The following is a 26172-nucleotide window of genomic DNA, read 5'->3' on the forward strand; positions in this document are numbered from 1 at the left end:
AAACGAGGTAATTCCCATGGCCGTTGGCAAGGTTTCTGACTCCGATTTCGAAGCCGAAGTGCTCAACGCGACCGGGCCGGTGGTCGTCGATTTCTGGGCCGAATGGTGCGGCCCCTGCCGCATGATCGCCCCCGCCCTCGACGAAATTTCCGGCGCGATGGGCGACAAGGTCAAGATCGTGAAGCTGAACGTCGACGAGAGCCCGAAGACGGCTTCGAAATACGGCGTGATGTCGATCCCGACCCTGATGATCTTCAAGGGCGGCGAGATGGCCTCGCGCCAGGTCGGCGCCGCGCCGAAGGCAAAGCTGCAGCAGTGGATCACCGCTGCGGTCTGATTGGCTCTTAGACAGTAATTTTTCAGGGACGGCCGGCGAATAGCCCGCCGTTTTACTTTGAGAGAACATAAGCCGGAAGCGGGTGCCGGCAGGAATTCGCGCGCAAGCCGATCGAGCGTGTCGGTCACGCGAGCATGATCCCGCTCGTGTTCGCTCCCCGCCCTATCCTGATGACTGGCCGTCTTCAGGCGGCGGTATTCCGCGTCATAGTCGTTTGTGGGCTACCTGTTGTCGGTTTCGGAGTTGCGCAACAGTCTTACTTCCCCTTTGCTCGCCTAGCCGCACGATTGGGAAATGGTTTGCGGCGTACCCTACGCCAAATGTCGCTAATGAAAGTTCTTACCTTGGGTACAAGGGCGATCAGTGCAGCAAGAGGCGTGATCGCAGCCGCGGCTGCAACGATCAGACCGTTTGCTTGGCCGACATATGATTTAAGTTGCTGGAACGCAGAAACCTGAATGACTACCTCCTCGTGCAACGTTGTCACCTGCACCCGGTGCCTGTCAGGCCCAACTTGAATATTCGCTGCCACCTCGATCGTAAGGGTTTTCTTGCCCCCGGATTGCGGGGTGACCGTCCAATCCCATTCAACAGGTTTGGACGTCGTAGCAGTGCGCAGTTGCGCTCCTGCAGGTTCGATTTTTAGGTCGTCACCCTGCAGTGTTGCCTCGATCGACTGAGCAAATTTCCCCTCTCTCTTCGTTATCGTGCCGGGCAGTCCTGAAAATGCATCTTGAACGTCTTGTTTGTTAGAGGTCGTTAAAAGGAGACGAAATCTGAATGGTTCCTCGAGGTATGCCGTGCGCGGCTTATTGAAGTTGTAGTGCCCCTCAAGCAAGTTGTCGACAATGTCCCCGACATCAACGCAAGGGCCGTTCGACACCACCCCCAACCTTCGTGATTTTTCCTGACAGGCAGTTTCGGTAACGATTTGCTTTCCTGAATTGGAATCGGCGACTATTTGGCCGGAGGAAGGCGTAATCGGTCTATCGACTGACTTGATGTCACCAGGAACTACTCCACTGGAATTAGTATCCTCCAAGAACTTGTCCAGCATCGACTGGATTGAGCTCTTCGCGGCGTCCGGCCCCTTGTCCGACATGTCGTTGTGCTGGAAGCCGGTGTTCACGACCGTGATGCCGGCTTTTTCGGCCTGCTCGTCGTCAGGTACGACGCCGGGGTCGGGTTTGAAGTGGGTATCCTTGGAGCGGAACGACAGGATCTTGAACTTGCCGTCGGTCAGGAACGGCACGCGCAGATTGTCGAGCGTCACAACCTTCTTGATCTCGTCGGGATATTCCTTGGCGAAATACATCGAGATGTCGCCGCCCATCGAATGGCCGACCATCGTCACTTTTTCATAGTCTGCGTTGGGCTGGACCTTCTGCATTTCGTGAATGGCGAAATGGATGTTGGCCACGCCGCGCTGAATCTGCGGCAGACGGCCGACGTAGGGTTCACCGACCTTGGTCACCATCGGCGGATCGGTCGGCAGATCGTGCTGCGGGCTGATCGCGAGGTAGCCGCGCCAGGCGAAGACGTTTGCAAGGAAGGAATACTCGGTGTTCTTGACGGTGTTATCGTGGTTAAGGATCGCGACCGGCAGCTTGATCAGACCGGCATTAGCCTGCATTTCGCTGTCGCGCCGGACAGCGATATTGACCGCGACCAGGCGATTGTCGCGATCGGGATCATGGAACGCGATGGTCTCGTGCCGGATCGCCCACTTGTCCGCGGTGAAATATGCAACGGCGACCAGCAGGGCGAGTGAAAGCAGAACGGTAATTCCACGTTTCATGCACAGCCTCGGGCTGAACCACTGACCTAACGGCAAAATCCCTACTTTGTATCAACTTGCGTGTCCTTGTAAGCGGATACGACAGAACTCAGCCTGTTTCAACGCCAGATTGCGACACGACATAACGATCCTGTAATATGACCATGATCCAGCCGCCCGCGACTGGCTCTCCGACCACGTGATCGAGGATTCTATCTGATCCACCCCGTCGCGAGCGCGGACGCCAGTTCGGCCTGACCGTTCTGCCGCGCGAGCGCGGCCATCGCCTCGTGATCATACGGCACGTGGCGGAACGTGACGCGCCATGTGCCGTTGACGAGTTCGAGGATGGCATAGCGCGCATCCGGCGTGCCGGCTTCGACGACATGCGGAAACGGATGGACATCGCGATAGCCGGGCGAGCCGACGCTGCCGGGATTGACGATCAACCGGCCGTCGTGAAGCCTGACCGCGCGCGCGATGTGGGTGTGTGCGCAGAGGATCAGGGATTGCGTGATGCCATGTGCATATTTTTCGATTGTCTCCAGCGCCGCCATTCGCACGGTGCCGTCGGGCAAGACCGTTTCCAGCCAGTAGATCTCATCATGGTCAGGTGTGGCGTGGCAGAGAAAGACCTGATCGCGAAACACCGCGCTCTTCGGCACCCCGCGCAGCCAGTCGAGATGGTGCGCTTCGAGCTGCGCATGGGCCGGCCGATCCCATGATCCCATTTTCTCCGGCGGCCGGTCGATCAGATAGCGATCATGATTGCCGAGCACGTGAACCGCATCAAGCGCCATCAGCGCGTCCATGGTTCGCCGCGCATCGAGCGGGCCGCTCGCCATGTCGCCGAGATGGACGATGTCGCCGATGCCCTGCGCGCGGATGTCGGCCAGCACCGCTTCGAGCGCGAGATAGTTTCCGTGGACATCGGCTATGGCGGCAAAACGCATGTCAGTTTTCCTGCTTCCGGCAGCTGCTGTTGTACGATCGTACAAAAAAAGATGTCAGGTCACTTAACTCATTTGGGTGAAACCAGCCGGCAACATGCTCCTTAGGTTCTACGACGGAACCCGGGTTCCGACTCGCAGTAAGCACAAGCCTTGGCTAGTCTTTTGTGACCACCGGGGCTGGTTAGTTTCATAAGCAATCGATATTTCTTCCCGGGTCGCCGCTGGAAGCGATTCCAGCGGCATTTCATTTTGTCGGACGCCAGATTTGGGCTGACGCGTTTTCATGACGCGAACCAGCCCCCGCTCCGCTTGAAAACGCTCTATGCAGGCGGCGTGCCATTGATCGCAAGCACATCGCCGGCGAGGTAGAGCGAACCCGTGATCAGAATGCGCGGCGGCACTTCATAAGCGAGCCGCGATAACGCTTGCAGCGCCGCTTCGACACTCACAGCGTTTTCCACGCGCATACCGAGCGAGCGCGCCGCATCCGCGAGGCGATCCGGCGGCATCGCATTGTCGCGGCTGGGAATCGGCACAGTGACAATGTGCCGCGTCAGGCCGGCGAAATTGGCGAGGAACGCGCCCGCATCCTTGTTCGCCATCATGCCCGCGATCACCACCAGGGGGCGCGACACGCGCTCTTCGAGATCGCCCAGCGCTGCAGCAGCGACGCGGCCGCCTTCCGCATTGTGCCCGCCATCGAGCCAGATCTCGCAACCCTTCGGCCCCTGATCAACCAGCGCGCCCGCGACCAGCCGCTGCATCCGCGCCGGCCACTCGGCGCCGACGATGCCGGCCTCGAACGCCGGCATTCCGATTTTGAACGACTCGATCGCGCGCAACGTCGCGATGGCGAGACCGGCATTGTCGAATTGATGGCGCCCGAACAGTTTTGGCGCCGCGAGATCCATCAGGCCGCGCTCATCCTGATAGACCAGCCGCCCGCGTTCGACACCGACGTGCCATTGCTGTCCCGCCGCATGCATCGGCGCGCGCATGCGCTTGGCCTGCGCCTCGATTACCGACATCGCCTCCGGCGTCTGCTCGGCGCAAATCACCGGCGCGCCGCGCTTGATGATGGCAGCCTTCTCGCCGGCGATGGCTTTCAGCGTGCTGCCGAGAAATTCCATGTGATCCATGCTGACCGGCGTGATGACGACAGCGATCGGCCGGTCGATGACGTTGGTGGCGTCGAGCCGTCCGCCAAGACCGGTTTCCAGCAGCACCACATCGGCCTCATGCTCCGCGAACAGGCAAAATGCTGCCGCGGTCTCCATCTCGAAAATCGTGATGGGATCGCCCGCGTTGACCTGTTGGCAGTGCTCCAGCACCCGGCGCAACGCGGCATCATCGGCCAGGCGGCCACCGCCCTTCTCGCCGATGCGGAAGCATTCGTTGATCCGCACGAGGTAAGGCGAGGTATAGACGTGCACGCGCAGGCCGGCGGCCTCGAGCGTCGCGCGCAAATAGGCGATCGTGGAGCCTTTGCCGTTGGTGCCGGCGACATGAATCACCGGCGGCAACGTGGCTTCTGGATGATCGAGACGCGCCAGCAGGCGGTGCATGCGATCGAGGCTGAGATCGATTCGCTTCGGATGCAAGGCAGACAGCCGCGCGATCAATTCACCGAGCGGCCGGGGATTGGCGGCAGGCAGGTTCACGCGTGGGGCGCAGCCGGCACGGCTTCGGGCGCCGAGACGATCTGGGCCGGGTCCGTAACCTGCGGTGCAGGCTTTGAAGCGACGTCGAGCGCCGGCGATTTGGTCAGGAGCCGGCACAGCCGCGCCAGCGTCGGGCGCATCTCGTGGCGATGCACGACCATGTCGATCATGCCGTGATCGAGCAGATATTCAGCACGCTGGAATCCTTCCGGCAGCTTCTCGCGGATGGTCTGCTCGATGACGCGCGCGCCGGCGAAACCGATCAGCGCGCCGGGCTCGGCGATCTGCACGTCGCCCAGCATGGCGTAGGACGCGGTGACGCCGCCGGTGGTCGGATTGGTCAGCACCACGATGTAGGGCAGCTTTGCTTCGCGCAGCATCTGTACGCCGACGGTGGTGCGCGGCATCTGCATCAGCGACAGAATACCTTCCTGCATCCGCGCGCCGCCCGAGGCCGCGAACATGATGAACGGCGACTTCTTCTCGACCGCCAATTCGAGCCCGCGCACGATCGCCTCGCCCGCGGCCATGCCAAGCGAACCGCCCATGAAATCGAAATCCTGCACCGCGACGACGACACCGGCGCCCTCGAGCTTGCCGTAGCCGACCTTGATGGCGTCGTTCAGCCCGGTCTTGGCCCGGGCGTCCTTGATGCGGTCGACATATTTGCGCTCATCACGAAACTTGAGCGGATCGGCCGTCACTTCCGGCAGCGCAATGTCGTACCAGGTCTCGTTGTCGAAGATCGATTTCAGCCGCGCCACCGCGCCCATGCGCATGTGGTAGTTCGAGCCGGGGATGACGAACTGGTTGGCCTCGACGTCCTTGTAGAACACGAGCTGCCCGGAATCCGGGCACTTGATCCACAGATTCTCCGGCGTCTCGCGGCGCAGGATGTTGCGGATTTTTGGCCGGACGACGTTGGTGAGCCAATTCATGGTTCGCTCCGAAATGCGGTTAACGCATCAACTGAATCATATGGCGATCCGGACCTAGCCCGGCAAGCCGCCGCAATTGTGGCCTATTCGGCAGCCTGTTTCGCGCCCCGCACGCCCTGCGCCAGCGCGGACGCCAGATCGGCGACGGCGCCGACGGTTTTGGAGGTCGCGCGACCCTCGGCATCGAGGCTGCCGCGGAGCGCATCGACCAGCGCGGTCCCGACCACGGCGCCGTTGGCATTCTCGGCAATCGCACGCGCCGCTTCCGGCGTGCGGATGCCGAAGCCGACGCAAACCGGCAGCTTGGTGTGACGCTTGATGCGGGCAACGGCTTGGCCGACCACCGTGGAATCGGCGCTGGCGCTGCCGGTGATGCCGGTAATAGCGACGTAGTAGACGAATCCCGACGTGTTCGCGAGCACCGCCGGCAGGCGCTTGTCGTCGGTGGTCGGCGTCGCCAGGCGGATGAAGTTGAGCCCCGCCTTCATCGCCGGAATGCAAAGCTCGGTATCTTCCTCCGGCGGCAGGTCGACGATGATCAACCCGTCGACGCCTGATGCCTTGGCATCGGCGAGGAATTTATCGACACCGTAGATGTAGATCGGATTGTAGTAGCCCATCAGCACCAGCGGCGTGGTGTCGTCGTCCTTGCGGAAACCACGCACCATCTCCAGGGTCTTCTTCAGAGTCATGCCGCCTTTGAGAGCGCGCAGGCCCGCCGCCTGGATCGACGGCCCGTCCGCCATCGGATCGGTAAAGGGCATGCCGATCTCGATGAGGTCGGCGCCGGCCTTCGGCAGCGCCTTCAGGATGTCGAGCGAGGTCTTCGGATCGGGATCGCCGGCCATCAGGAAGGTGACGAACGCCGAGCGGCCCTGTTTGGCGAGGTCGGCAAATCTAGCGTCGATACGGGTGGTCACTTCTTCCTGCCCTTCAGAATTTCCGTGATCTGCGGGATGTCCTTGTCGCCGCGGCCGGAAAGATTGACGACCATCAGGTGATCCCGCGAACGTTTTGGCGCGAGCTCCATCACCTTGGCGATCGCGTGCGCCGGCTCCAGCGCCGGAGGAATGCCTTCAAGCCGCGTCAGCAACTGAAACGCCGCGAGCGCTTCCTCGTCGGTCGCGGAGAGATAATTGACCCGGCCGGTTTCGTGCAGCCAGGAATGCTCCGGGCCGATGCCGGGATAATCCAGCCCCGCCGAAATCGAATGCGCGTCCTGGATCTGGCCGTCCTCGTCCATCAGCAAATAGGTGCGGTTGCCGTGCAGCACGCCGGGACGGCCTCCGGCGATCGAGGCGGCGTGGAGTTGTGTCAGCCCGTGGCCGGCGGCCTCGACACCGAAAATCTCGACGGAGGGATCATCGAGGAAGGGATGAAACAGCCCCATCGCATTGGAGCCGCCACCGATGCAGGCGACCAGCGAATCCGGCAGGCGGCCCTCGATCTCCTGCATCTGCTCGCGGGTCTCGATGCCGATAATGGACTGGAAGTCGCGCACCATCATCGGATAGGGATGCGGACCCGCCACTGTGCCGATGCAGTAAAACGTGTCGTGCACATTGGTGACCCAGTCGCGCAGCGCGTCGTTCATCGCGTCCTTCAGCGTACGTGCACCGGACTGAACGGGGACCACCTTGGCGCCCAGCATTTCCATGCGGATCACGTTCGGCTGCTGCCGCTCGACGTCGACCGCGCCCATATAGACCACGCAGTCGAGCCCGAACCGCGCGCACAGCGTGGCAGTAGCGACGCCGTGCTGGCCGGCGCCGGTCTCGGCGATGATGCGCTTCTTGCCCATGCGGCGCGCGACCATGATCTGGCCGAGCACGTTGTTGACCTTGTGCGAGCCGGTGTGGTTGAGCTCCTCGCGCTTGAAATAGATTTTTGCCCCGCCGAGATGCTCGGTCAGCCGCTCGGCGAAATAAAGCGGCGACGGCCGGCCGACATAGCTTTTGAGATAGCCGTTCATCTCCGCCTGGAACGCCGGATCGGCCTTGGCGTCGGCATAGGCCTTTTCCAGGTCGAGTATCAGCGGCATCAGCGTCTCGGCGACGAAGCGCCCGCCGAAGATACCGAAATGCCCGCGCTCGTCGGGACCGGTGCGGAATGAATTGAGCAGGTTTGGATTCATCGGACCATCAGTTCTTCGGTGGCGCGGGCGGCGCGAATGAAATTGCGGATCATCTCCGGATCCTTGACACCGGGCGCGCTTTCCACGCCGGACGATACATCGACGCCACCGGCGCGGGTGACGCGAATGGCCTCCGCGACGTTGTCAGCGGAAAGCCCGCCCGAGACCATAAACGGCAGTGCAAGATCGAGCTTTTCCAGAACATGCCAGTCGAACACGGCCCCCAATCCGCCGGGGCGGGTGGCGCCTTTGGGCGCGCGGGCGTCGAACAGGATGCGGTCGGCGACGCTGGCATAGCCTGGCAGCAGGGCAAGATCGGCCGAGGTTTCGACCGCGATCACCTTCATGACCGGAAGCGCGAATTTGGCCTTGATATCGCGGACGCGGGCGGTGGTTTCCTTGCCGTGCAATTGCAAGAGGTCCGGCCCGAGCGTCTCGACGATGTTCTCCAGCGTCGCGTCGTCGGCATCGACGGTCAGCGCCACCTTCGCGGCACGGCCCTTGGCTTGCTTGCCGAGCTCGCGCGCGGCCTCCAGGCTGAGATGGCGCGGCGACGGGGGAAAGAACACGAAGCCCACCATGTCGGCGCCCGCCTCGAGCGCTACTTCGAGCGTCTCGCGCGTGGACAGGCCGCAAATTTTGACGAGCAGGGGCATGGTCTCTCGGGGGCGGATCCAGCGCCGCCAGGCAAATGGGAACAAGCTGACGGGGCGGGTTCTACAACGTCGCGCCCTGCTTGTCTCGCCCTGCGGCCCCATAGATCCCGTGCTGGGACGGCGCCGGAAGCCGCTGCTGGCCGACCCGGGAAACCGCCGCCGCGGCCCGCAAATCGGCCGTCTCCGTCCTTGCCCGGCGGGCATCTGCCTCATGCTGGCGCGCCGCGCGGCGCCAGTGGCGCTGGCGGAACCAGGTCGCCATGCCGCCCGCCGCCACCCCCAGAATGGCGACCGTAATGATCACGACGAACAGCGGCATCGACACTGCGATCGCCGGATCGGTCGAATTGAAGGGATCGAACGACACCGTCACGAAATGGCGGTTGGCGACCGCAAAGACGATGAAGATGAGCCCTAAGGGAATGACGACCAGCGCCGTGAAGAACTTTCGCATGACCGTCGCTCGTAGTGATCGAGAAAGGCGGACAACAGGTCCGCAACACGGCTACAAAATAGTCAAATCGAAAAAGCGCCTACGCGCCGGCCTCAGGCGAGCCGTCCTCGCGATTCAGCCGCTCGCGCATTTCCTTGCCGGTTTTGAAGAACGGCACGCTCTTCTGGTCAACCGGCACATGTGCGCCGGTGCGAGGATTGCGGCCTGCGCGGGCAGGACGATGCTTGACCGAGAAAGCGCCGAAGCCGCGCAGCTCGACACGGTCGCCGCGCGCCAATGCTGCCACGATCTCATCGAGAATCGCGTTCACAATGTTCTCCACATCCCGCTGATAAAGGTGCGGGTTGTGCTCGGCGATGCGCTGAACAAGTTCGGATTTGATCATCGAAGTTGGGATCCGGGATCGTACGGATATCCATTTCCGTGAAAATACCTTGCACTGTCAAGACGCTAAATCACTTTTGGGCAGAACGGGCCACGTCACAAACGGCCCAAAGAGGCTATGCGGCAACACCCGCAGTGCGGGAGAATGTGGCCAAGGGCCGCTAGTAAGGCTCAGTTGGACGCCGCGGGGCGCCACAATGCGAGCATGCCGTCGAGTGAGAGCTGATCGACCGCCTGGGCAACGCCGGCCTGCTCGATCTGGCGCGCGACGGAACTCAGGCCGACCGCATTGAACGCGATCGAAGCTGCCGCGCGCAGGAATGTCAGGTCCCCGAATTGCGGCGTCAGCTTGAAATCGCGCACGGGCAGGTCGCTTTTGATCTTCTTTTCGGCAACCAGCCAGGCAACGGCTGATTTTTCATCGCCGAGCTGATCGATCAGCTTCAGTTCGACCGCCTGCCGGCCGGTGAAGACCCGTCCGTCCGCGACTTTTTCGAGAAGTGCATCGTCCATGCCGCGCCGCTCCTTCACCAGGCCGCGGAACCAGGCGTAGGAATCCTTCACCAGCGCGTCGAGGGCGGCGCGCGCCTCCGGGCTGGTTGGCTCGAAACCGTTGGGCGCCGCCTTCAATGGTGAGGATTTCACCTCCTCGACCTTGACGCCCACGGTCTTCATCAGCTCGGTGAAATTCGGAAACTGGAACAGCACGCCGATCGAGCCGACCAGAGAGCTCTGGCGGGCGATGATCTGATCAGCGGCGATGGCGGCGATGTAGCCGCCCGACGCGGCCAGTCCCTCGACCACCACCACGACAGGCTTCTTGGCTTTCAGGCGCACCAGCGAATCATAGAGCTGCTCGGAGCCGGCCGTGGTGCCTCCAGGCGAGTTGATGTGGATGATGACAGCGGCGTGGTTCGATTTCTCCAGCCGCTCCAGCGCCTCGACCCGCTGCTGGTCGCTGCGGATCAGCCCGTCGATGTTGACCCGCGCAATCGAGCCCGATGTGGCCAGCGCCGTCGGCCCGTTCGTCGTCGCGATCGCGCCGACGGCTATGATCGCCGCGATGGCGACCAGGCCGGCCGCGACCCGCCAGAAGGTCAGTTTGCGGCGGATCCTGCGGCGATCGACGATCACGTCCGAATCGAGCGACATCAAAATTCTCCAAAAATGTCCCGGGCGTTTTTGCATTCGCAGCGTGAGCGAAGCGTTATCTGAATACATCAATTGCTACGCAATTTGAAGAAAACAAGGCCCTGTTCCCTTCTCCCCTTGTGGGAGAAGGTGCCGGAGCGAAGCGGAGGCGGATGAGGGGTATGTCTCCGCGAGTTGTGCCCGTTGATAGAACCCCTCATCCGGCGCTTCGCGCCACCTTCTCCCACAAGGGGAGAAGGAAGAAAAAAGGCCCCGGTCGAAACCGGGGCCTGATGTCACAGCGAGATAAGCGAACGCTTACTTCTCGCGGTTCTTGAGCGCGGTGCCGAGAATGTCGCCCAGCGTCGCTCCCGAATCGGAGGAGCCGTACTGCGCGATGGCTTCCTTCTCTTCGGCCACTTCCAGCGCCTTGATCGAGACCTGCACCTTGCGGGCCTTCTTGTCGAACTGGATCACGCGGGCATCGACCTTCTCGCCGACGGCAAACCGTTCAGCGCGCTGATCGTTGCGGTCACGGGCGAGCTCCGAGCGCTTGATGAAGGTGGTGAAGTCGGTGCCCGAGATCTTCACCTCGATGCCGGCTTCCTTCACTTCGAGCACTTCGCAGGTCACGACCGCGCCCTTCTTGACGTCGCCCGGCTCCGCGAAGGGATCGCCTTCTAGCTGCTTGACGCCGAGCGAGATGCGCTCCTTTTCGACATCGACGTCGAGCACCACGGCCTTGACCATGTCGCCCTTCTTGAAGTTGTCGATGACCTGTTCACCCGGCTGCTTCCAGTCGAGGTCGGACAGATGGACCATGCCGTCAACATCGCCGTCGAGACCCAGGAACAGACCGAACTCGGTCTTGTTCTTGACCTCGCCTTCGACCGTCGAACCGACCGGGAACTTCTCGACGAAGACTTCCCAGGGGTTGCGCATGGTCTGCTTGAGGCCGAGCGAGATACGGCGCTTGACCGAATCGACTTCCAGAACCTGCACTTCGACTTCCTGCGAGGTCGAAACGATCTTGCCGGGGTGCATGTTCTTCTTGGTCCACGACATTTCCGAGACGTGGATCAGGCCTTCGATGCCCGGCTCCAGTTCGACGAACGCGCCGTAGTCGGTGATGTTGGTGACGCGGCCGGTGAAGCGCGCGTTCAGCGGGTACTTCGCCTCGATGCCCTGCCACGGATCGTCCAGCAACTGCTTCATGCCGAGCGAAATGCGGTGGGTCTCGTGGTTGATCTTGATGATCTTGACCTTCACGGTCTGGCCGATGGTGAGCACCTCGGTCGGGTGGTTGACCCGGCGCCAGGCGATATCGGTGACGTGAAGCAGGCCGTCGATGCCGCCGAGATCAACGAACGCACCGTAATCGGTGATGTTCTTGACCACGCCGTCGATCACTTGGCCCTCTTCGAGGTTCTGCACCAGCTCCTGGCGCTGCTCGGCGCGGGTCTCTTCGAGAACCGTGCGGCGCGACACCACGATGTTGCCGCGGCGGCGATCCATCTTGAGGATCTGGAACGGCTGCGAGTTGTTCATCAGCGGTGCGACGTCGCGGATCGGGCGGATATCGACCTGCGAGCGCGGCAGGAAGGCAACGGCACCGTCGAGGTCGACCGTGAAGCCGCCCTTGACCTGGTTGAAGATGACGCCGTGAACCTTCTCGTTGTTGTTGAAGGCCTTCTCGAGCTTGCCCCAGCTTTCCTCGCGGCGCGCCTTGTCGCGCGACAGCACGGCTTCGCCGAGCGCATTCTCGATCCGGTCGAGGAACACCTCGACTTCGTCGCCAACCTTGAGATCGCTTTCGCGGCCGGGGCCGGCGAATTCGCGCAGCGCGACGCGGCCTTCGGTCTTCAGGCCGACGTCGATGACGGCCATGTCCTTTTCAATTGCAACTACCTTGCCCTTGATGACGGAGCTTTCCTGCAGATTGCCGCCGGCGAAGGACTCGTCCAGCATTGCAGCGAAATCGTCACGGGTAGGATTATAAGAAGCAGCAGTCGAAGCCATATGTTCTCCAGATGCGGTATTGCCGGCCATTCGGGTTAAGGGGCGTATCGCGCGTGAAGTGTCGGGGTCCGCAAATCCCAACGACCGCTGTTTGCGGGAGGCGCAAAAGCGGGCCGGCAGCATGCCTGCACGTTCGGTACGTTTGATTTATCCGGAGCCTGAAACGAGCGTATCGACTTCAAGAACCTGGAGCGGGCATTCCTCCAATGACGGCGGGGGTTCAAACCTCCCGACGGCCCGCTCGGACAGCCCTGATCTCATCGATGGCGGCCCGGATGGCGCTGGATATAGCCCCAAGGGCCATTTTCGGCAAGCGGAAATGCCCCGGTTAACGGGCCCTTAGGGCTGACGGACGGTAACGGTTGGGCCGTGTTTTCGCTGCGGGCATTCAACACCCCGTTGACCGCACGGTGCGAAAGGTCCGCAACCGCAGGCGGGATGGAACCCGAACTTAAGCGCCGCCACGCACGATGGCTACGGTTCAAAAACAGGGGAGCACCGGAATGAAGGACCTGATCGCTGTGGCTGCCATCGCCACATTTACCGTCGCCAGCGCCGTTGCCGACAAACCGCCGGCGTTTGCGACCGACAAGGCGATTGCCGCCGTCAGATCGAAGCCCTTGATGGTGGCTGCACGGCAATTGCCGTTTGACCGCGAGTGGTCGAAGAACTGATCCATGAGCTCGGAAGCCCGCAGCCGGGGCTAAGCAGGGCTCACCGCCTGGCGCGGACGGCCTCCACGATCGCAATGGCCGCCTGAACGCCGCCTTCGATGTCGAGATTGGAATTATCCAGAATGTGGGCGTCGGCGGCCGCCTTGAGGGGCGCGGCGGCGCGGTTCTTGTCCCGTTCGTCGCGCTTGAGGATATCGGCCAGCACCAGCGCCTCGTCGGCGGCTTCGCCGCGCGCGAGCGCCTCCAGCGTCCGGCGGCGGGCGCGCACATGAGGGTCGGCGACCACGAAAATCTTCACATCGGCATTCGGGCAGATCACCGTTCCGATGTCGCGCCCGTCGAGCACGGCGCCGGGCGGATCGGCCGCGAACTGGCGCTGGAAATTGACCAGGGCCTCGCGCACGCTGGGAATTGCCGACACGACAGAGGCGGCATCGCCAATGCGTTGCGATTTGAGCTCGGGATGTCCAAATCTTTCAGGATCGAGCTTAATGGCGACCGCCACCGCCCGCGCCTCGTCGGTGAGGTCAAACCCCTCATCCAGCAGCGCCTTCGCCACCGCGCGATAGATCACGCCGGTGTCGAGATGCCGATAGCCGTAATGCTGCGCGAGCCGCTTGCCGAGCGTGCCCTTGCCGGATGCCGCTGGTCCGTCGATGGCGATGATCATGAGAGCCATGTGCGACAGCGCGGCCATCCGGTCAAGGCCGGGGAGACGCAGGTGCGTCCAAATGTTCCTCGCTCAGGCCGTCGGCCGTCTCTATTCTGAGACTTGCCCGGAATTCCATCCAAGGATCTGCAGCAATAGCACCGGCCGGAGGGATACGATGAGCGCGATTTCACGACGTCGTTTTATCGGCAGCGCCGCGGCCGCCTCGGCGATCCCGCTGATCGGGTCCCAGGCCCATGCGCAGGCCGACTGGCCAACCAAGCCGATCAAGATCATCGCTGGCTATCCGGCCGGCGGGCAGACCGATTTGTACGCGCGCACCTATGGCGAATATATCCGGTCCGAGACCGGCCAGAGCGTGACGGTGGAAAACAAGGCCGGCGCCTCGGGATCGGTCGCGGCGGTTGAGGTCAAGCGCGCCGGGCCCAACGGCTACACGCTGATGTTCACGATCTCGACGACCATGATCATGAACCGCGTCTTGATCAAGGACATCGCTTACGACGCCGACAAGGATTTCGTCCTCGTCTCGATCATGCCGGCAGGCAGCCTGCCGTTCGTGGCCGGCGAGAAGACCGGCGCCAGGACACTCGCCGAATTCGTCGCCTACGCGAAGAAAGCCGAGAAGGTCAATGTCGGCACCTATGGCGCCGGTTCATACGCGCACATGGCGGTCGCCGAAATGAACAAGCAGTACGGTCTCAAGATGGAAGCGGTCCATTATCGCGGCGAAGCGCCGATGTGGACCGATCTTGCCGGCGGATTTATCGACGGCGCCCACGGCAGTTACTCCGCAGCGTTGTCAGTCCTGCAGAGCGGCCGCGGACATGCGGTCGCCGTGTCACGCAAGCGGATGTCGACATTGCCGGATGTCCCCTCGTTCAAGGAACAGGGCGCTACATCGCGGATCTTCCAGTTGACCGGCTTCCAGTGCTGCGCGGTGCCCATGGGCACGCCGGCGGCCGTCGTTCAGAAGCTGTCAAAGCTGCTCGTCGCCGGCGGCAAGACTGAAAAGGTGCAGCAGGTCATGAAATCATTCGGCGTCGACGATACCGCGATGACGTTCGAGGAAACGCAGAGACTGTACAAGGAAGAATCGCCGATCTGGCTTGAGGCCGTGACCAGCCTCGGGCTCGCGCCGTCTTGAACCGCGCAAGACGCGAGCGTCTTACGAAAACTCAGCGCCGAGCCCGCGCATCATCGGGATGAAATCGGGAAAGCTGGTGGCGATGAAGGCAGTGTCGTCGACCTTGACCGGCTTGTCGGATGCCAGACCCATTACCAGCGCCGACATCGCGATGCGGTGATCCATGTGGGTGGCGACGAGGCCGCCGCCGGGCACGTGACCGCGGCCCTCGACGATCAGATCGTCGCCTGCGATCTCGACCTTGACGCCGTTGACGCGCAGCATGGCGGCGGTCGCCTCCAGCCGGTCGGATTCCTTGACGCGCAGCTCCTGCAGACCGCGCATGATGGTGGTGCCTTCGGCGAACGAGGCTGCCACCGCCAGCACCAGATATTCGTCGATCATCGACGGCGCGCGCTCCGGCGGCACCTCGACGCCACGCAGTTTGGACGCGCGCACGCGCAAGCGGGCCATCGGCTCGCCGGCATCGCCGCGAACTTCGCTTTCCTCGATCGAAGCGCCCATCTCGCGCAGCGTCGTGAACAGTCCCGTGCGCAGCGGATTGGTCATGACGTCGGAGAAGGTCACGTCGGAGCCGTCGACGACCAGCGCGGCCACGATCGGGAAGGCGGCCGAGGATGGATCGGCGGGCACGATCACCTCGGCGCCGCGCAGTTCGGGCTGGCCCGTCAGCGCGATCTTGCGGCCGTGGATGCCTTCATTGACGGAGACGATCTCCGCGCCGAAATGTTTCAGCATCAACTCGGTGTGGTCGCGGCTGGCTTCCTGTTCGATGACGGTGGTGACGCCGGGCGCGGCAAGCCCCGCCAGCAGCACCGCCGACTTGATCTGGGCCGAGGCCACCGGGGTCCGGTAGAGAATCGGCACGGGATCGCGGGCGCCGTGCAGCGTCAGCGGCAGACGGCCGCCTTCTTTGGCCTCACCGGCCTTGGCCCCCATCAGTTCCAGCGGATCGAGGATCCGGCGCATCGGGCGGGAGCGCAGCGAGGCATCGCCGTCGAACACGGCCGATATCGGGCACCCCGCGACCGCCCCCATCACGAGCCGGCAGCCGGTGCCGGAATTGCCGAAATCGAGCGGGGAGGCCGGCTGGGCGAAGCCCGCCACGCCGACGCCGGCGACCTGCCAGGCAAATGGCCCCGTCCGCTCGACTTTTGCGCCCAGTGCCTGCATCGATTTGGCGGTATTGAGGACATCTTCGCCCTCCAGCAGGCCGGAAATGGTGGTTTCGCCGACCGCAAGCGCCCCCAGAATGAGGGCGCGGTGCGAAATCGACTTGTCGCCGGGAACGCGGACTTTACCGCTCAAGGGGCCGCTTGCGCGGGATTCCAGCGGGGTTTGGGTGGTTGAATCGGTCAAGATCATGGTCCTTTGCGGGGGCGGCAGTACCACATGGGCCCTACGGCGTCACCCGGCCGGCAAATGCGACACACCGCTATTGACACCGGCCTCTCAACTAGCCAAGTGAAGCACCGTTTTTCAGAATTTCCCAGGATCCACACGTGGCCAAATCCGATCTCGGAACCAAACGCATTTGCCCGACGACGGGTAAGAAATTCTACGATCTCAACAAGAGCCCGGTGATCTCGCCCTACACTGGCGAGGTCGTGCCGATTGCGCCGGTTGCGCCACCACGGGCCGCCCGTGGCGATGCCGCACGCGCCGCGGCGGCCGCTTCGGCCACCGCCGCTGCCGATCAGCCGGAGGCCGCCGAGGCCGAAGAGTTGGTCTCGCTCGAGGAGGCCGACGCCGAGGAAAATACCGGCAAGGTCAAGGCCGTGGTTCCCGAATCGGAAGACGACATCGAGATCGACGAGACCATCGAAGGCGATGACGACGACGATTCCACCTTCATTCCCGACGAGGAAGAGGGCGACGAGGACGTCACTGACATCATCGGTGATGTCGGAGGTGACGAAGAGACTTGAGATCGGCCCTGAACTGTGTTCTGGGTCTCCCCCGCAAGTCGCCCAAGGCTTGCGGGAGCATGGTCGGATGAGACCGTGCCTTTGACTGTGAAGGGGCCATAGCTCAGCTGGGAGAGCGCTTGCATGGCATGCAAGAGGTCGGCGGTTCGATCCCGCCTGGCTCCACCAGCCTTCGCTTGCTTCGCAAGCTACGGCTCGGCAAGCCAGCCGAACTCCATCGTAGCGAAGCAAGCGAAGGCTGCCGCGGCGTAGCCCGAAGGGCGAAGCCGGGCTCTATCAGATCATACCCTTTTACCTGCCTCCGAGAGCGATATCCTGCGAAACACGCCCACGACGTGCGCCAACAGCAGGGTGGCCTCATGAAATACGTCTACATTCTGGAAAGTCTCGATTCCCAACATTTCTACATCGGCATCACCGATGACCTCCGGGCCCGATTGCTAAAGCACAATGCCGGCGAAGTCCCGCACACTTCGAAGTACGGGCCATGGCGGATCAAGACCTACGTAGCGTTTAGCGATGGGACTCAAGCGGTCGCCTTCGAAAAGTATTTGAAGTCCGCCTCCGGCCGCGCCTTCGCCAAGAAGCGCCTCTGACCCTACTCCCCCAACACCGCATTCAACCGATCGCGCAATGCGACGATCTCGTTCTTCATTCCCACAAGCTCCCCGACCGAGCAGGCTGACGCTGCGAGAATCGATTGCGGCACCGCTCTCGCTTTCTCCCTGAGCGACTCGCCCTTTGATGTCAGCGCGATCAGCACCTGGCGCTCGTCCTCGGTGCTGCGGCTTCGCTTGATCAGTTCGGCCGCCTCCAGCCGCTTGAGCAGCGGCGTCAGCGTGCCGGAATCCAGGAACAGCCGTTCACCGATGTCTTTCACCGGTACGCCATCGCGCTCCCACAGCACCAGCATGACCAGGTATTGCGGATAGGTCAGGCCGAGTTTGTCGAGCAGCGGCTTATAGACGCGGTTGAACGCGTGCGCGGTGGAATACACCGCAAAGCAGATTTGATTATCGAGCCGGAGCGGAAAGTCCGCTGAAGATTTCCTGGCCATCACGACCTCGTTAACGGGCAGCGTCCGGGCACTGATATGGTGGCCTAAGCGCTTGATTTCAATTGCATACAATTAAATCGCGCCGTCCGCAATAATTTGTATTGTGCACAATCTAGTTGTGTGCAATACATCGTTTATCGAAACGGCAAACCCCAGGGAGACCGATATGTCTGTGAACGTGCTCTACAAGACCAGCGCCAAGGCGACCGGCGGCCGTGACGGCACCGCAGCGACCCTCGACGGTGCGCTCGACGTCAAGCTTGCCACCCCGAAGGAACTCGGCGGCGGCGGTGGCGCCGGCAACAATCCCGAGCAGCTGTTCGCGGCCGGCTATGCCGCCTGCTTCATCGGCGCGATGAAATTCGTGGCTTCCCAGGGCGGTCCGAAGGTGCCCGCGGACGCCACCGTGACCTCCACCGTCGGCATCGGCCCGCGCTCGGAAGGCGGCTTTGGCCTCGATATCGACCTCGCCGTCTCGCTGCCCGGCGTTCCCAAGGCGGAAGCGGAAGCCCTGGTCGCGAAGGCGCACCAGGTGTGCCCGTACTCCAACGCCACCCGCGGCAATGTGGATGTGCGCCTGACGGTCGTGTAACGACCGGCGGTTATACCTCTCCCGTGTCGTCACCCGCGAAGGCGGGTGACCCAGTATCCCAGAGGCGACTGCGATCGACCGAGGCGCCGCGGCGTACTGGATCCCCCGCCTTCGCGGGGGATGACAGCTGAGGGATGCCCCGCGACCTACGAGATCACCATCCGAGCTACTCGGCGGTCACGTCATGCGCCTGTCCGCGAGACGCCATTGCCGCCGCGCCTGAAGACCGCTAGCTCAGGATTTCCATTCTCGTCCTGAGCGAAGGTTTTCTCCATGAGTTCTCCCGGCGCAATGACCGGCCTGCGCGTGATCGATCTCACGCGCGTGCTCGGCGGCCCCTATTGCACGCAAATCCTCGCCGACCACGGCGCCGACGTCATCAAGGTCGAACCGCCGGCCGGCGACGAAGTGCGCGACTGGGGCCCTCCGTTCCAAGAGGAAGACGCGGCCTATTTTGTCGGCATCAACCGCAACAAGCGGTCGATCGGGCTCGACCTTGCCTCCGAAGGCGGCCGCGCCGTGCTCATGAAACTGCTGGAGACGGCCGACGTCCTGATCGAAAACTTCAAGCCGGGCACGCTCGACAAATGGGGCATCGGCAACGATGTGCTGCGCGCGAAATTTCCGCGTCTGGTGCATTGCCGGATTTCCGGCTTCGGCGCCGACGGCCCGCGCGGCGGCAATCCCGGCTATGACGCCATCATCCAGGCCATGACCGGCATGATCGCGGCGACCGGCTCGCCGGAGAGCGGCCCGATGCGGATCGGCGTTCCCCTGGTCGACATCACCACCGGGCTTTACGCAGCGATCGGCATCCTGATGGCGCTGTCGGAACGGCAGCGCTCCGGGCTCGGCCAGTTCCTCGAAACCACGCTGTACGAAACCGGCCTTGCGATCATGCATCCGCATGCCGCCAATTATTTCATGCACGGCAAGCCGCCGGGGCTGACGGGCAACGAGCATCCTAATCTCGTTCCCTATGCGGTCTTTCCGACCAAGACCGACAACATCTTCATCGGCGTCGGCAATGACGGTACCTTCCGCAAGCTCGCCAGAGAAATCGGCAAGCCCGAGCTCGGCACCGATCCGCGCTTTGCCCGCAACAAGGACCGCATCGCCAACCGCGACGCGTTGCGCGCCGAACTCGCCGCGGTATTCAGCCAGCACGAGGCAGAGCCGCTCTGCAATCGCCTGCTGGCGGCGGGCCTCCCGGCAGGTCCGGTGCAGAAGATCGACCAGGCGCTGACCAATCCGCATACGCTGCATCGGGGCGATATCATTGAGAAGGATTGGTACAAGGGCGTCGCCTCCCCGATCCGGCTGGAGCGGACCAAGCCGAGCCTGCGCCGGACGCCGCCGAAATTCAGCCAGCACACAGCGGAAGTGCTGGGCGAGTTCGGCTATTCGAAGAGCGAGATCGAGGGATTGGTCGCGAAGGGTGCGGTCTGCGGCGCCGAGCGCAAGCGCTGAATTCTCTTATGTCCCGGACGCGGCGCAGCGTGTAACGCTGTGCCGCAGAGCCGGGGCACGCTCCACACAACGTTCACCACCTTCGCCTATTTTCCGGCTTCCCTTCGCGCACGCTTTCCCCATACGATCCTTTCGCTTATACGGTCATTTGCACGTCATCCGGCGCTGTTATCGCGCGAAACGAAGGTGACGACCCCAACCCGGAGGAATTCCATGGCACTTCGACAATTCGGCGCAGCGGCGGCAGTGACTCTTGCGCTGGCGCTCGCCACGCCTGCCCATGCTGTGACCGAGATCCAGTGGTGGCACGCCATGACCGGCGGCAACAACGACATCGTCAACAAGCTCGCCGAGGAATTCAACGCCAGCCAGTCCGACTACAAGGTCATCCCGACCTTCAAGGGCAGCTATCCCGACACCATGAATGCCGGCATCGCCGCGTTCCGCGCCGGCACCGCGCCGCACATCATTCAGGTGTTCGAGGTCGGCACCGCCACCATGATGAGCGCCACCGGCGCCATCAAGCCGGTCTACCAGCTCATGAAGGACGCCGGCGAGCCGTTCGACCCCAAGGCCTATCTGCCGACCATCACCGGCTACTACTCGACCTCCAAGGGAGACATGCTGTCGTTCCCCTTCAATTCCTCCTCGATGGTGATGTGGATCAACAAGGATGAGTTGAAGAAGGCAGGTGTGGCCGAAATTCCAAAAACCTGGCCGGAGGTGTTTGCTGCCGCGAAGAAGCTCAAGGCCGCCGGACACGAGACCTGCGGCTTCTCCAACGCCTGGGCATCGTGGGCGCACATCGAACAATTTTCGGCATGGCACAACGTGCCGATCGGAACCAAGGCCAACGGCCTCGATGGTTTCGACACGGTTCTGACCTTCAACTCGCCGCTGCATGTGAAGCATTTGCAGAACCTGATCGACCTGCAGAAGGACAAGACCTACGACTATTCCGGCCGCGAAAATAAGAGCGAAGCCCGCTTCGCTTCGGGCGAATGCGCGATCTTCCTGACCTCGTCGGGCTATTACGCCACCGCCAAGAGCACCGCCAAGTTCGACTTCACCTCGGCGCCGATGCCCTATTATCCGGATGCCGCGGGCGCACCGCAGAATTCGATCATCGGCGGCGCCTCGCTCTGGGTGATGGGCGGCAAGAAGCCCGATGAATACAAGGGCGTGGCGAAATTCTTCACCTTCCTGTCCGACACCAACCGCCAGGCCAAGCTGCACCAGGAATCCGGCTACCTACCCATCACCAAGGCGGCCTATGAGAAGACCAAGGCCGATGGTTTCTACGAAAAAAACCCGGTGCCGGAGACCCCGCTAAAGGAGCTCACCAACAAGGAGCCGACCGAGAACTCGCGCGGCCTGCGCTTCGGCAACATGGTGCAGATGCGCGACGTCTGGGCCGAGCAGATCGAAGCGGCCCTCGCCGGACAAAAGACCGCGCAGCAGGCGCTTGATGATGCCGTCGCCAAAGGCAACGCGATGTTGCGAACGTTCGAAAAGACGGCAAAGTAAGGCGGACACCTAGGGGGTGTCATTGCGAGGAGCGTAAGCGACGAAGCAATCCATTGTTCCGGCCATGCCGCCACGGTGGATTGCTTCGCGGAGCCCGTCATCCGGCGGCGCTTCGCGCCGACCGGGTGGCTCGCAATGACGAAGGCATTGAATGGAAAAGTCGGTCGTCTTCAACAACAGGCTGCTGCCCTATTTGCTGCTCGTGCCGCAGCTCATCATCACATTCGTATTCTTCTACTGGCCGGCGAGCCAGGCGGTCTGGCAATCCTTTCTGCGCGAGGACGCGTTCGGATTGCATTCCGAATTTGTCGGGCTGGAAAATTACCAGAGCCTGTTCGCCGATCCCGGCTATTACAAATCGATGCTGGTGACGGTGATCTTCTCCTCGCTGGTCGCCGCATTGTCGCTTTCGATTGCCTTGCTGTTTGCGACCCAGGCGGACAAGAACCTGAAAGCCGCCGGCTCCTACAAGACGCTGATGATCTGGCCCTATGCGGTGGCGCCCGCGGTCGCCGGCGTGTTGTGGATATTCATGTTCCATCCGACCCTCGGGACGCTGGCGCGCCCGCTGCGCTGGATGAATTTCGACTGGAATCCGTTGTTGAACGGCAACCACGCCATGTGCCTGGTAGTGATGGCCGCGGTATGGAAACAGATTTCCTATAATTTCCTGTTCTTCCTGGCGGGCCTGCAATCGATCCCCAGGAGCGTGCTGGAAGCCGGCGCGATCGACGGCGCGGGACCGATGCGGCGGTTCTGGACCATCACCTTTCCGCTGCTGTCGCCGACCACGTTCTTCCTTCTGGTCGTCAATATCGTCTACGTCTTCTTCGACACCTTCGGCATCATCGATGCCGTGACCGGCGGGGGTCCGGCCGGCGCCACCACCACGATGGTCTACAAGGTGTTTGCCGACGGGCGCCTGGGAGGCGATCTCGGCGGCTCGGCGGCGCAATCGGTGGTGCTGATGGTGATCGTGATCGCGTTGACTGCGGTCCAGTTCAGATATGTCGAGCGCAAGGTGCAGTACTGATGGTCGAGCACCGCCCGCTCAGCGACATCATCGCCTACACGATCCTGACGCTCGGCATCTTCATCGTCGCCTTTCCGGTCTATCTGGCGCTGATTGCTTCCACCCATGACGCCGCCACCGTGGTCGGCGGTAACATGCCGCTGACGCCAGGCGGCCATGCGCTGGATAACTACTACCGCGCCATCTTCGTCGGCGGTTCGCGCGCCATCCGCGAGCCGGTCGGCCAGATGCTGTTGAACTCGTTCATTTCGGCAATCGGCATCGCGATCGGCAAGATCTTCATCTCGATCCTGTCGGCCTACGCCGTGGTGTATTTCCGCTTTCCGTTCCGCAAAACCGCGTTCTGGATCATCTTCGTGACGCTGATGCTGCCGGTCGAGGTGCGCATCTATCCGACCTACAAGGTGATCGCCGATCTGCACATGCTGGATACCTATGCCGGGCTGATCCTGCCGCTGATTGCATCCGCCACGGGCACGCTGCTGTTCCGGCAGTTCTTCATGACCATCCCCGAAGAACTCCTGGAAGCGTCGCGGATCGACGGCGCGGGTCCGTTTCGCTTCTTCTGGGATACGCTGCTACCGCTGTCGGTGACGACGATCGCCGCCCTGTTCGTGATCCAGTTCATCTACGGCTGGAATCAGTATCTGTGGCCGCTGCTGATCACCACGCAGGACTCGATGCAGACCATCGTTACCGGCATCAAGAAGATGCTGTACACGACCGACGAACTCGCCGAATGGCAGCTCGCGATGGCAACAGCCATCCTGGCAATGCTGCCGCCGGTCGCGGTCGTCGTGTTCATGCAGCGCCTGTTCGTGCGCGGCCTGGTCGAGACGGAGAAGTAGGGTAGCCATGGCCAACGTAACGCTGCGCAACGTCCGCAAGACCTATGCCGGAGGCTTCGAAGCCATCAAGGGCATCGATTTCGACGTCGGCGACGGCCAGTTCTGCGTGCTGGTCGGCCCTTCCGGCTGCGGCAAGTCCACGCTGCTGCGCATGGTCGCAGGCCTGGAGACCATCACCGGGGGCGAGATCGATATCGGTGGGCGCGTCGTCAACCAGATCGAGCCGGCCGATCGCGACATCGCGATGGTGTTCCAGAACTACGCGCTCTACCCGCACATGACCGTCTATAACAACATGGCCTACGGCCTGCGCAATCGCGGCATGGCCGAGCCCGAGATCAAGACGCGGGTGGAGGAAGCCGCGCGCGTTCTCGAACTCGGCGCGATGCTCGAGCGCAAGCCGCGGCAATTGTCCGGCGGCCAGCGCCAGCGCGTGGCGATGGGCCGCGCCATCGTGCGACAGCCGAAAGTGTTTCTGTTCGACGAGCCGTTGTCGAACCTCGACGCCAAGCTGCGCATCGCCATGCGCGTCGAAATCCGGAAATTACAGCGCCGCCTGTCCACGACGTCGATCTACGTCACCCACGACCAGCTCGAGGCGATGACGCTGGCCGATATTCTGGTTGTCATGAACGGTGGCCAGGTCGAGCAGATCGGCAATCCGCTCGACATCTACCAGAAGCCCGCGACCACCTTTGTTGCCTCCTTCATCGGCGCCCCGCCGATGAATCTGATGCCGCTGCGTTCTGACGAGATCAAATCGCAACTGGCCGGCGATGGCAGACTCAACGAGGCCGGCATCCTCGGCATTCGCCCTGAGGATTTCGTCATCTCGAACGAAACGGTTTCCGGCGGCGTGGCGCTCGGCCTCACCGTGGAAGCGATCGAACGCGTCGGCGCCGAAACTTTTATTTACGGCGCCAGAGAACAGGAAGTTCAGGGCGTCGCCGCCACCCCCGGCGAACTGCCGCCGGGCGAAATTATCGTGCGAATTCCCGGAGCCGTCGGCCCGGCCATCGGCGAGCGAATCAGGGCGGTGGCCGCAAAAGACAAGCTGCATCTATTTACCGCCGACGGGCGGAAACGTGTGGGTGGGTGATCCCGTCATTCCCTGGTGCGCAATTGCGCATCTGAGGATCGCTTCGCGCCCAAAATGACGGTTTTGTAACCTACCGCGGCGGATTTACGCAGCTTTCAGAGGCGCTTGAACCGTTCCTTAATCACCCCCATATTCCCTCGTGACCGGGCGGCAAGTCGGCCGGCCGGTTGAATGGGGCGCCGCAAGGGCCCCTCAAAGTCGCTTCGAGAGGACTTTGTAATGTCTCGTGTTCCTTCGTTGTCCAGTCCGTTCCTGCTTGGGTTCGACGAAATCGAGCGTGCGCTCGATCGCGTCGTCAAAGGCGCCGACGGTTATCCTCCCTACAACATCGAGCGGTGTGACCGTGCCAACGGCCAACCCGAACGGTTGCGTATCACGCTCGCGGTGGCGGGTTTTACCCGTGACCAACTCGATGTGACCATTGAGGAAAACCAGCTCGTGATCCGGGGCCGCCAGCAGGACGACAAGGCCCGGCAATACATCCATCGCGGCATCGCCGCGCGCCACTTCCAGCGCACTTTCGTGCTGGCCGAGGGGATGCACGTGCTGGGCGCGGATCTGAAGAACGGGCTGTTGTCGATCGACCTTGCCAGGCCGGAGCCTGAAAGGGTCGTTAAGACAATTGCTATCAATGAGCACGAATAATGGAACAAGTAGCGGACTCGACCGCTTAGACCCAGAAGGAGTCGAGACCATGAGTGACGTGAGTTTTACGTTCGAACCCGAAAAGGTTTCCGTCGAGGCGCTGGCCCATCTTGGTGAAGGCCACATCGCCTACGTGAAGCAAGTCCGTTCCGAGGACGTGCCGGGACTGTTTCCGCAGGCGCCGAAAATTGCGCCAGGGCTGAAGCTGTTCGCGCTGCATGCCGCCGACGGCACTCCGATCATGCTGACCGACAGCCGGGAAGCCGCGATCGCCAATGCATGGAGCAACGAGCTCCAGGCCGTCAGCGTACACTGACGAAACCTGCCGTCGCTGACGCGGCGTAGGCCGCCGTCACTGACGCACGCTTGGCGGCCGAGTAAGGTCGCAGGAGAGTTTTACAATACGCGGGCACGCCCTCAATGGGATCGCGCCCGCGTATTTTTTTGCTTTCGGGCCGGCCGCGCCTTTTGATACCAAGACAGCCTGGCTGCAATCTCCAATCGGGCGCCACGACTGATGAACGACCCAGAGCTGAGATCTGTTGTTGCGGCCGATATCGTGCGGGACACGGCGCTGGGAAGCGACCTGCTCGCGCTCAACAACGCGCATGCGCAGGAGCTGTCATGGCTCGAGCCGGAACGGCTCGAATACCTGATCGGTGAATCGTTCCTCGCCAGACGGATCGGCAATTTCGACGCCTTCCTGCTCGCCTTCGATCAGGACGCGCGATACGACAGCCCCAATTTCATCTGGTTCCGCGCTCGCTATCCGCACTTTGTGTATGTCGACCGGATCGTGGTCGCGCCATCCGCCCGCGGACGCGGTTGCGCGCGACGGCTCTATGCCGATCTGTTCGAACACGCCGTCCGCGCCGGGCACGACCGCGTCGTCTGCGAGGTCAATACCATTCCGCCGAACCCCGCTTCGGATGCCTTCCACGCGGCGCTAGGTTTTGTCGAGATCGGCACCGCCAGCGTCCATGGCGGAAGCCGGACGGTTCGCTACCTGTCGCGAACGCTTTAGATCGCTTTGTTTGA

At 62.4% G+C, this 26172-nt stretch carries 27 protein-coding genes, 1 tRNA gene and 1 pseudogene; 15 read left to right on the plus strand and 14 right to left on the minus strand.

Going from position 1 to position 26172, the window contains the following annotated elements; translation table 11 throughout:
- The first annotated feature begins 16 nt into the window (after positions 1-16).
- Positions 17-337 (plus strand): thioredoxin, encoded by a 321-nt coding sequence (gene trxA / locus ACPPVP_RS00460; protein WP_426530262.1) that lies wholly within the window; start codon positions 17-19, stop codon positions 335-337.
- Between the two features lie 1009 nt (positions 338-1346).
- Here the strand turns inward: trxA and ACPPVP_RS00465 are convergent.
- The 11 genes and pseudogenes from ACPPVP_RS00465 to rpsA all read right to left on the minus strand — a co-directional run.
- A pseudogene (locus ACPPVP_RS00465) lies at positions 1347-2135 on the minus strand (alpha/beta fold hydrolase); the annotation flags it as partial.
- A gap of 191 nt (positions 2136-2326) precedes the next feature.
- Entirely contained in the window at positions 2327-3067 is a 741-nt protein-coding gene (locus ACPPVP_RS00470; RefSeq protein ID WP_426530264.1) for a metallophosphoesterase family protein, read from the minus strand.
- A 320-nt stretch (positions 3068-3387) separates the two neighbouring features.
- A complete protein-coding gene (locus ACPPVP_RS00475; RefSeq protein WP_426530266.1) occupies positions 3388-4728 on the minus strand; it encodes a bifunctional folylpolyglutamate synthase/dihydrofolate synthase in 1341 nt (446 codons plus the stop codon).
- Positions 4725-5666: an acetyl-CoA carboxylase, carboxyltransferase subunit beta gene (gene accD, locus ACPPVP_RS00480; protein ID WP_426530268.1), complete on the minus strand. Its 942-nt coding sequence runs from the start codon at positions 5664-5666 to the stop codon at positions 4725-4727. The genes ACPPVP_RS00475 and accD overlap by 4 nt, the downstream gene beginning before the upstream one ends.
- Before the next feature lie 83 nt (positions 5667-5749).
- On the minus strand, positions 5750-6586 hold the full coding sequence (gene trpA, locus ACPPVP_RS00485; protein ID WP_426530270.1) for a tryptophan synthase subunit alpha: 837 nt from the start codon (positions 6584-6586) through the stop codon (positions 5750-5752).
- Positions 6583-7800 (minus strand): tryptophan synthase subunit beta, encoded by a 1218-nt coding sequence (gene trpB, locus ACPPVP_RS00490; protein WP_426530272.1) that lies wholly within the window; start codon positions 7798-7800, stop codon positions 6583-6585. The genes trpA and trpB overlap by 4 nt, the downstream gene beginning before the upstream one ends.
- Positions 7797-8456 carry a phosphoribosylanthranilate isomerase gene (locus ACPPVP_RS00495; RefSeq protein WP_426530273.1) on the minus strand — a complete coding sequence of 220 codons (660 nt, stop codon included), beginning with the start codon at positions 8454-8456 and terminating at the stop codon, positions 7797-7799. Before ACPPVP_RS00495 ends, trpB begins: the two co-directional genes overlap by 4 nt.
- 61 nt (positions 8457-8517) lie before the next feature.
- Positions 8518-8910 carry a lipopolysaccharide assembly protein LapA domain-containing protein gene (locus ACPPVP_RS00500; protein WP_426530275.1) on the minus strand — a complete coding sequence of 131 codons (393 nt, stop codon included), beginning with the start codon at positions 8908-8910 and terminating at the stop codon, positions 8518-8520.
- 79 nt (positions 8911-8989) lie between these two features.
- On the minus strand, positions 8990-9295 hold the full coding sequence (locus ACPPVP_RS00505) for an integration host factor subunit beta (protein ID WP_334391754.1): 306 nt from the start codon (positions 9293-9295) through the stop codon (positions 8990-8992).
- A 170-nt stretch (positions 9296-9465) separates the two neighbouring features.
- Positions 9466-10446: a signal peptide peptidase SppA gene (gene sppA / locus ACPPVP_RS00510; RefSeq protein WP_426530277.1), complete on the minus strand. Its 981-nt coding sequence runs from the start codon at positions 10444-10446 to the stop codon at positions 9466-9468.
- 297 nt (positions 10447-10743) lie between these two features.
- Complete coding sequence (gene rpsA / locus ACPPVP_RS00515; RefSeq protein ID WP_426530279.1) at positions 10744-12444, minus strand: 30S ribosomal protein S1; 1701 nt, start codon at positions 12442-12444, stop codon at positions 10744-10746.
- Between the two features lie 503 nt (positions 12445-12947).
- On the opposite strand from rpsA, the gene ACPPVP_RS00520 reads away from it, so the two are divergent.
- Positions 12948-13118 carry a hypothetical protein gene (locus tag ACPPVP_RS00520; RefSeq protein ID WP_426530281.1) on the plus strand — a complete coding sequence of 57 codons (171 nt, stop codon included), beginning with the start codon at positions 12948-12950 and terminating at the stop codon, positions 13116-13118.
- Positions 13119-13158: 40 nt separating this feature from the next.
- Here the strand turns inward: ACPPVP_RS00520 and cmk are convergent, their stop codons facing one another.
- Positions 13159-13788, minus strand: coding sequence for a (d)CMP kinase (gene cmk, locus ACPPVP_RS00525; protein WP_426538370.1), 630 nt, complete (start codon positions 13786-13788; stop codon positions 13159-13161).
- 157 nt (positions 13789-13945) lie between these two features.
- Here cmk and ACPPVP_RS00530 point away from each other — a divergent pair, with 157 nt between their 5' ends.
- A complete protein-coding gene (locus ACPPVP_RS00530) occupies positions 13946-14935 on the plus strand; it encodes a Bug family tripartite tricarboxylate transporter substrate binding protein (RefSeq protein ID WP_426530283.1) in 990 nt (329 codons plus the stop codon).
- A gap of 21 nt (positions 14936-14956) precedes the next feature.
- Here the strand turns inward: ACPPVP_RS00530 and aroA are convergent, their stop codons facing one another.
- Positions 14957-16300, minus strand: coding sequence for a 3-phosphoshikimate 1-carboxyvinyltransferase (gene aroA / locus ACPPVP_RS00535; RefSeq protein WP_426530285.1), 1344 nt, complete (start codon positions 16298-16300; stop codon positions 14957-14959).
- Between the two features lie 137 nt (positions 16301-16437).
- On the opposite strand from aroA, the gene ACPPVP_RS00540 reads away from it, so the two are divergent.
- The 3 genes from ACPPVP_RS00540 to ACPPVP_RS00550 all read left to right on the plus strand — a co-directional run bounded on the left by ACPPVP_RS00540 (position 16438) and on the right by ACPPVP_RS00550 (position 17459).
- Positions 16438-16863, plus strand: coding sequence for a TIGR02300 family protein (locus ACPPVP_RS00540; protein WP_426530287.1), 426 nt, complete (start codon positions 16438-16440; stop codon positions 16861-16863).
- Positions 16864-16955: 92 nt separating this feature from the next.
- A tRNA-Ala gene (locus tag ACPPVP_RS00545) sits at positions 16956-17031 on the plus strand.
- Positions 17032-17222: 191 nt separating this feature from the next.
- Positions 17223-17459 carry a GIY-YIG nuclease family protein gene (locus tag ACPPVP_RS00550; protein ID WP_426530289.1) on the plus strand — a complete coding sequence of 79 codons (237 nt, stop codon included), beginning with the start codon at positions 17223-17225 and terminating at the stop codon, positions 17457-17459.
- Between the two features lie 2 nt (positions 17460-17461).
- Here the strand turns inward: ACPPVP_RS00550 and ACPPVP_RS00555 are convergent, their stop codons facing one another.
- Positions 17462-17920, minus strand: coding sequence for a MarR family winged helix-turn-helix transcriptional regulator (locus tag ACPPVP_RS00555; protein WP_426530291.1), 459 nt, complete (start codon positions 17918-17920; stop codon positions 17462-17464).
- Between the two features lie 166 nt (positions 17921-18086).
- On the opposite strand from ACPPVP_RS00555, the gene ACPPVP_RS00560 reads away from it, so the two are divergent.
- The 9 genes from ACPPVP_RS00560 (at position 18087) to ACPPVP_RS00600 (ending at position 26158) form a co-directional block, all read left to right on the plus strand.
- Positions 18087-18512 (plus strand): organic hydroperoxide resistance protein, encoded by a 426-nt coding sequence (locus tag ACPPVP_RS00560; RefSeq protein ID WP_057837514.1) that lies wholly within the window; start codon positions 18087-18089, stop codon positions 18510-18512.
- A 273-nt stretch (positions 18513-18785) separates the two neighbouring features.
- Positions 18786-19982, plus strand: a complete 1197-nt coding sequence (locus ACPPVP_RS00565) for a CaiB/BaiF CoA transferase family protein (protein ID WP_426530294.1) — start codon at positions 18786-18788, stop codon at positions 19980-19982.
- Positions 19983-20195: 213 nt separating this feature from the next.
- Positions 20196-21509 (plus strand): sn-glycerol-3-phosphate ABC transporter substrate-binding protein UgpB, encoded by a 1314-nt coding sequence (ugpB, locus tag ACPPVP_RS00570; RefSeq protein ID WP_426530296.1) that lies wholly within the window; start codon positions 20196-20198, stop codon positions 21507-21509.
- A 151-nt stretch (positions 21510-21660) separates the two neighbouring features.
- Positions 21661-22542 (plus strand): sn-glycerol-3-phosphate ABC transporter permease UgpA, encoded by an 882-nt coding sequence (gene ugpA, locus ACPPVP_RS00575; RefSeq protein ID WP_426530297.1) that lies wholly within the window; start codon positions 21661-21663, stop codon positions 22540-22542.
- Entirely contained in the window at positions 22542-23390 is an 849-nt protein-coding gene (gene ugpE / locus ACPPVP_RS00580) for a sn-glycerol-3-phosphate ABC transporter permease UgpE (protein WP_426530299.1), read from the plus strand. The genes ugpA and ugpE overlap by 1 nt, the downstream gene beginning before the upstream one ends.
- 7 nt (positions 23391-23397) lie before the next feature.
- Entirely contained in the window at positions 23398-24489 is a 1092-nt protein-coding gene (locus tag ACPPVP_RS00585; protein ID WP_426530301.1) for a sn-glycerol-3-phosphate import ATP-binding protein UgpC, read from the plus strand.
- Between the two features lie 219 nt (positions 24490-24708).
- Positions 24709-25134, plus strand: coding sequence for an Hsp20 family protein (locus tag ACPPVP_RS00590; protein WP_027538067.1), 426 nt, complete (start codon positions 24709-24711; stop codon positions 25132-25134).
- Positions 25135-25183: 49 nt separating this feature from the next.
- A complete protein-coding gene (locus ACPPVP_RS00595; protein ID WP_426530303.1) occupies positions 25184-25450 on the plus strand; it encodes a DUF1150 family protein in 267 nt (88 codons plus the stop codon).
- A 201-nt stretch (positions 25451-25651) separates the two neighbouring features.
- On the plus strand, positions 25652-26158 hold the full coding sequence (locus ACPPVP_RS00600; RefSeq protein WP_426530304.1) for a GNAT family N-acetyltransferase: 507 nt from the start codon (positions 25652-25654) through the stop codon (positions 26156-26158).
- The last annotated feature ends 14 nt before the right edge of the window (positions 26159-26172 follow it).

This window comes from Bradyrhizobium sp. McL0615, from assembly GCF_049993905.1.
GTDB lineage: Bacteria > Pseudomonadota > Alphaproteobacteria > Rhizobiales > Xanthobacteraceae > Bradyrhizobium.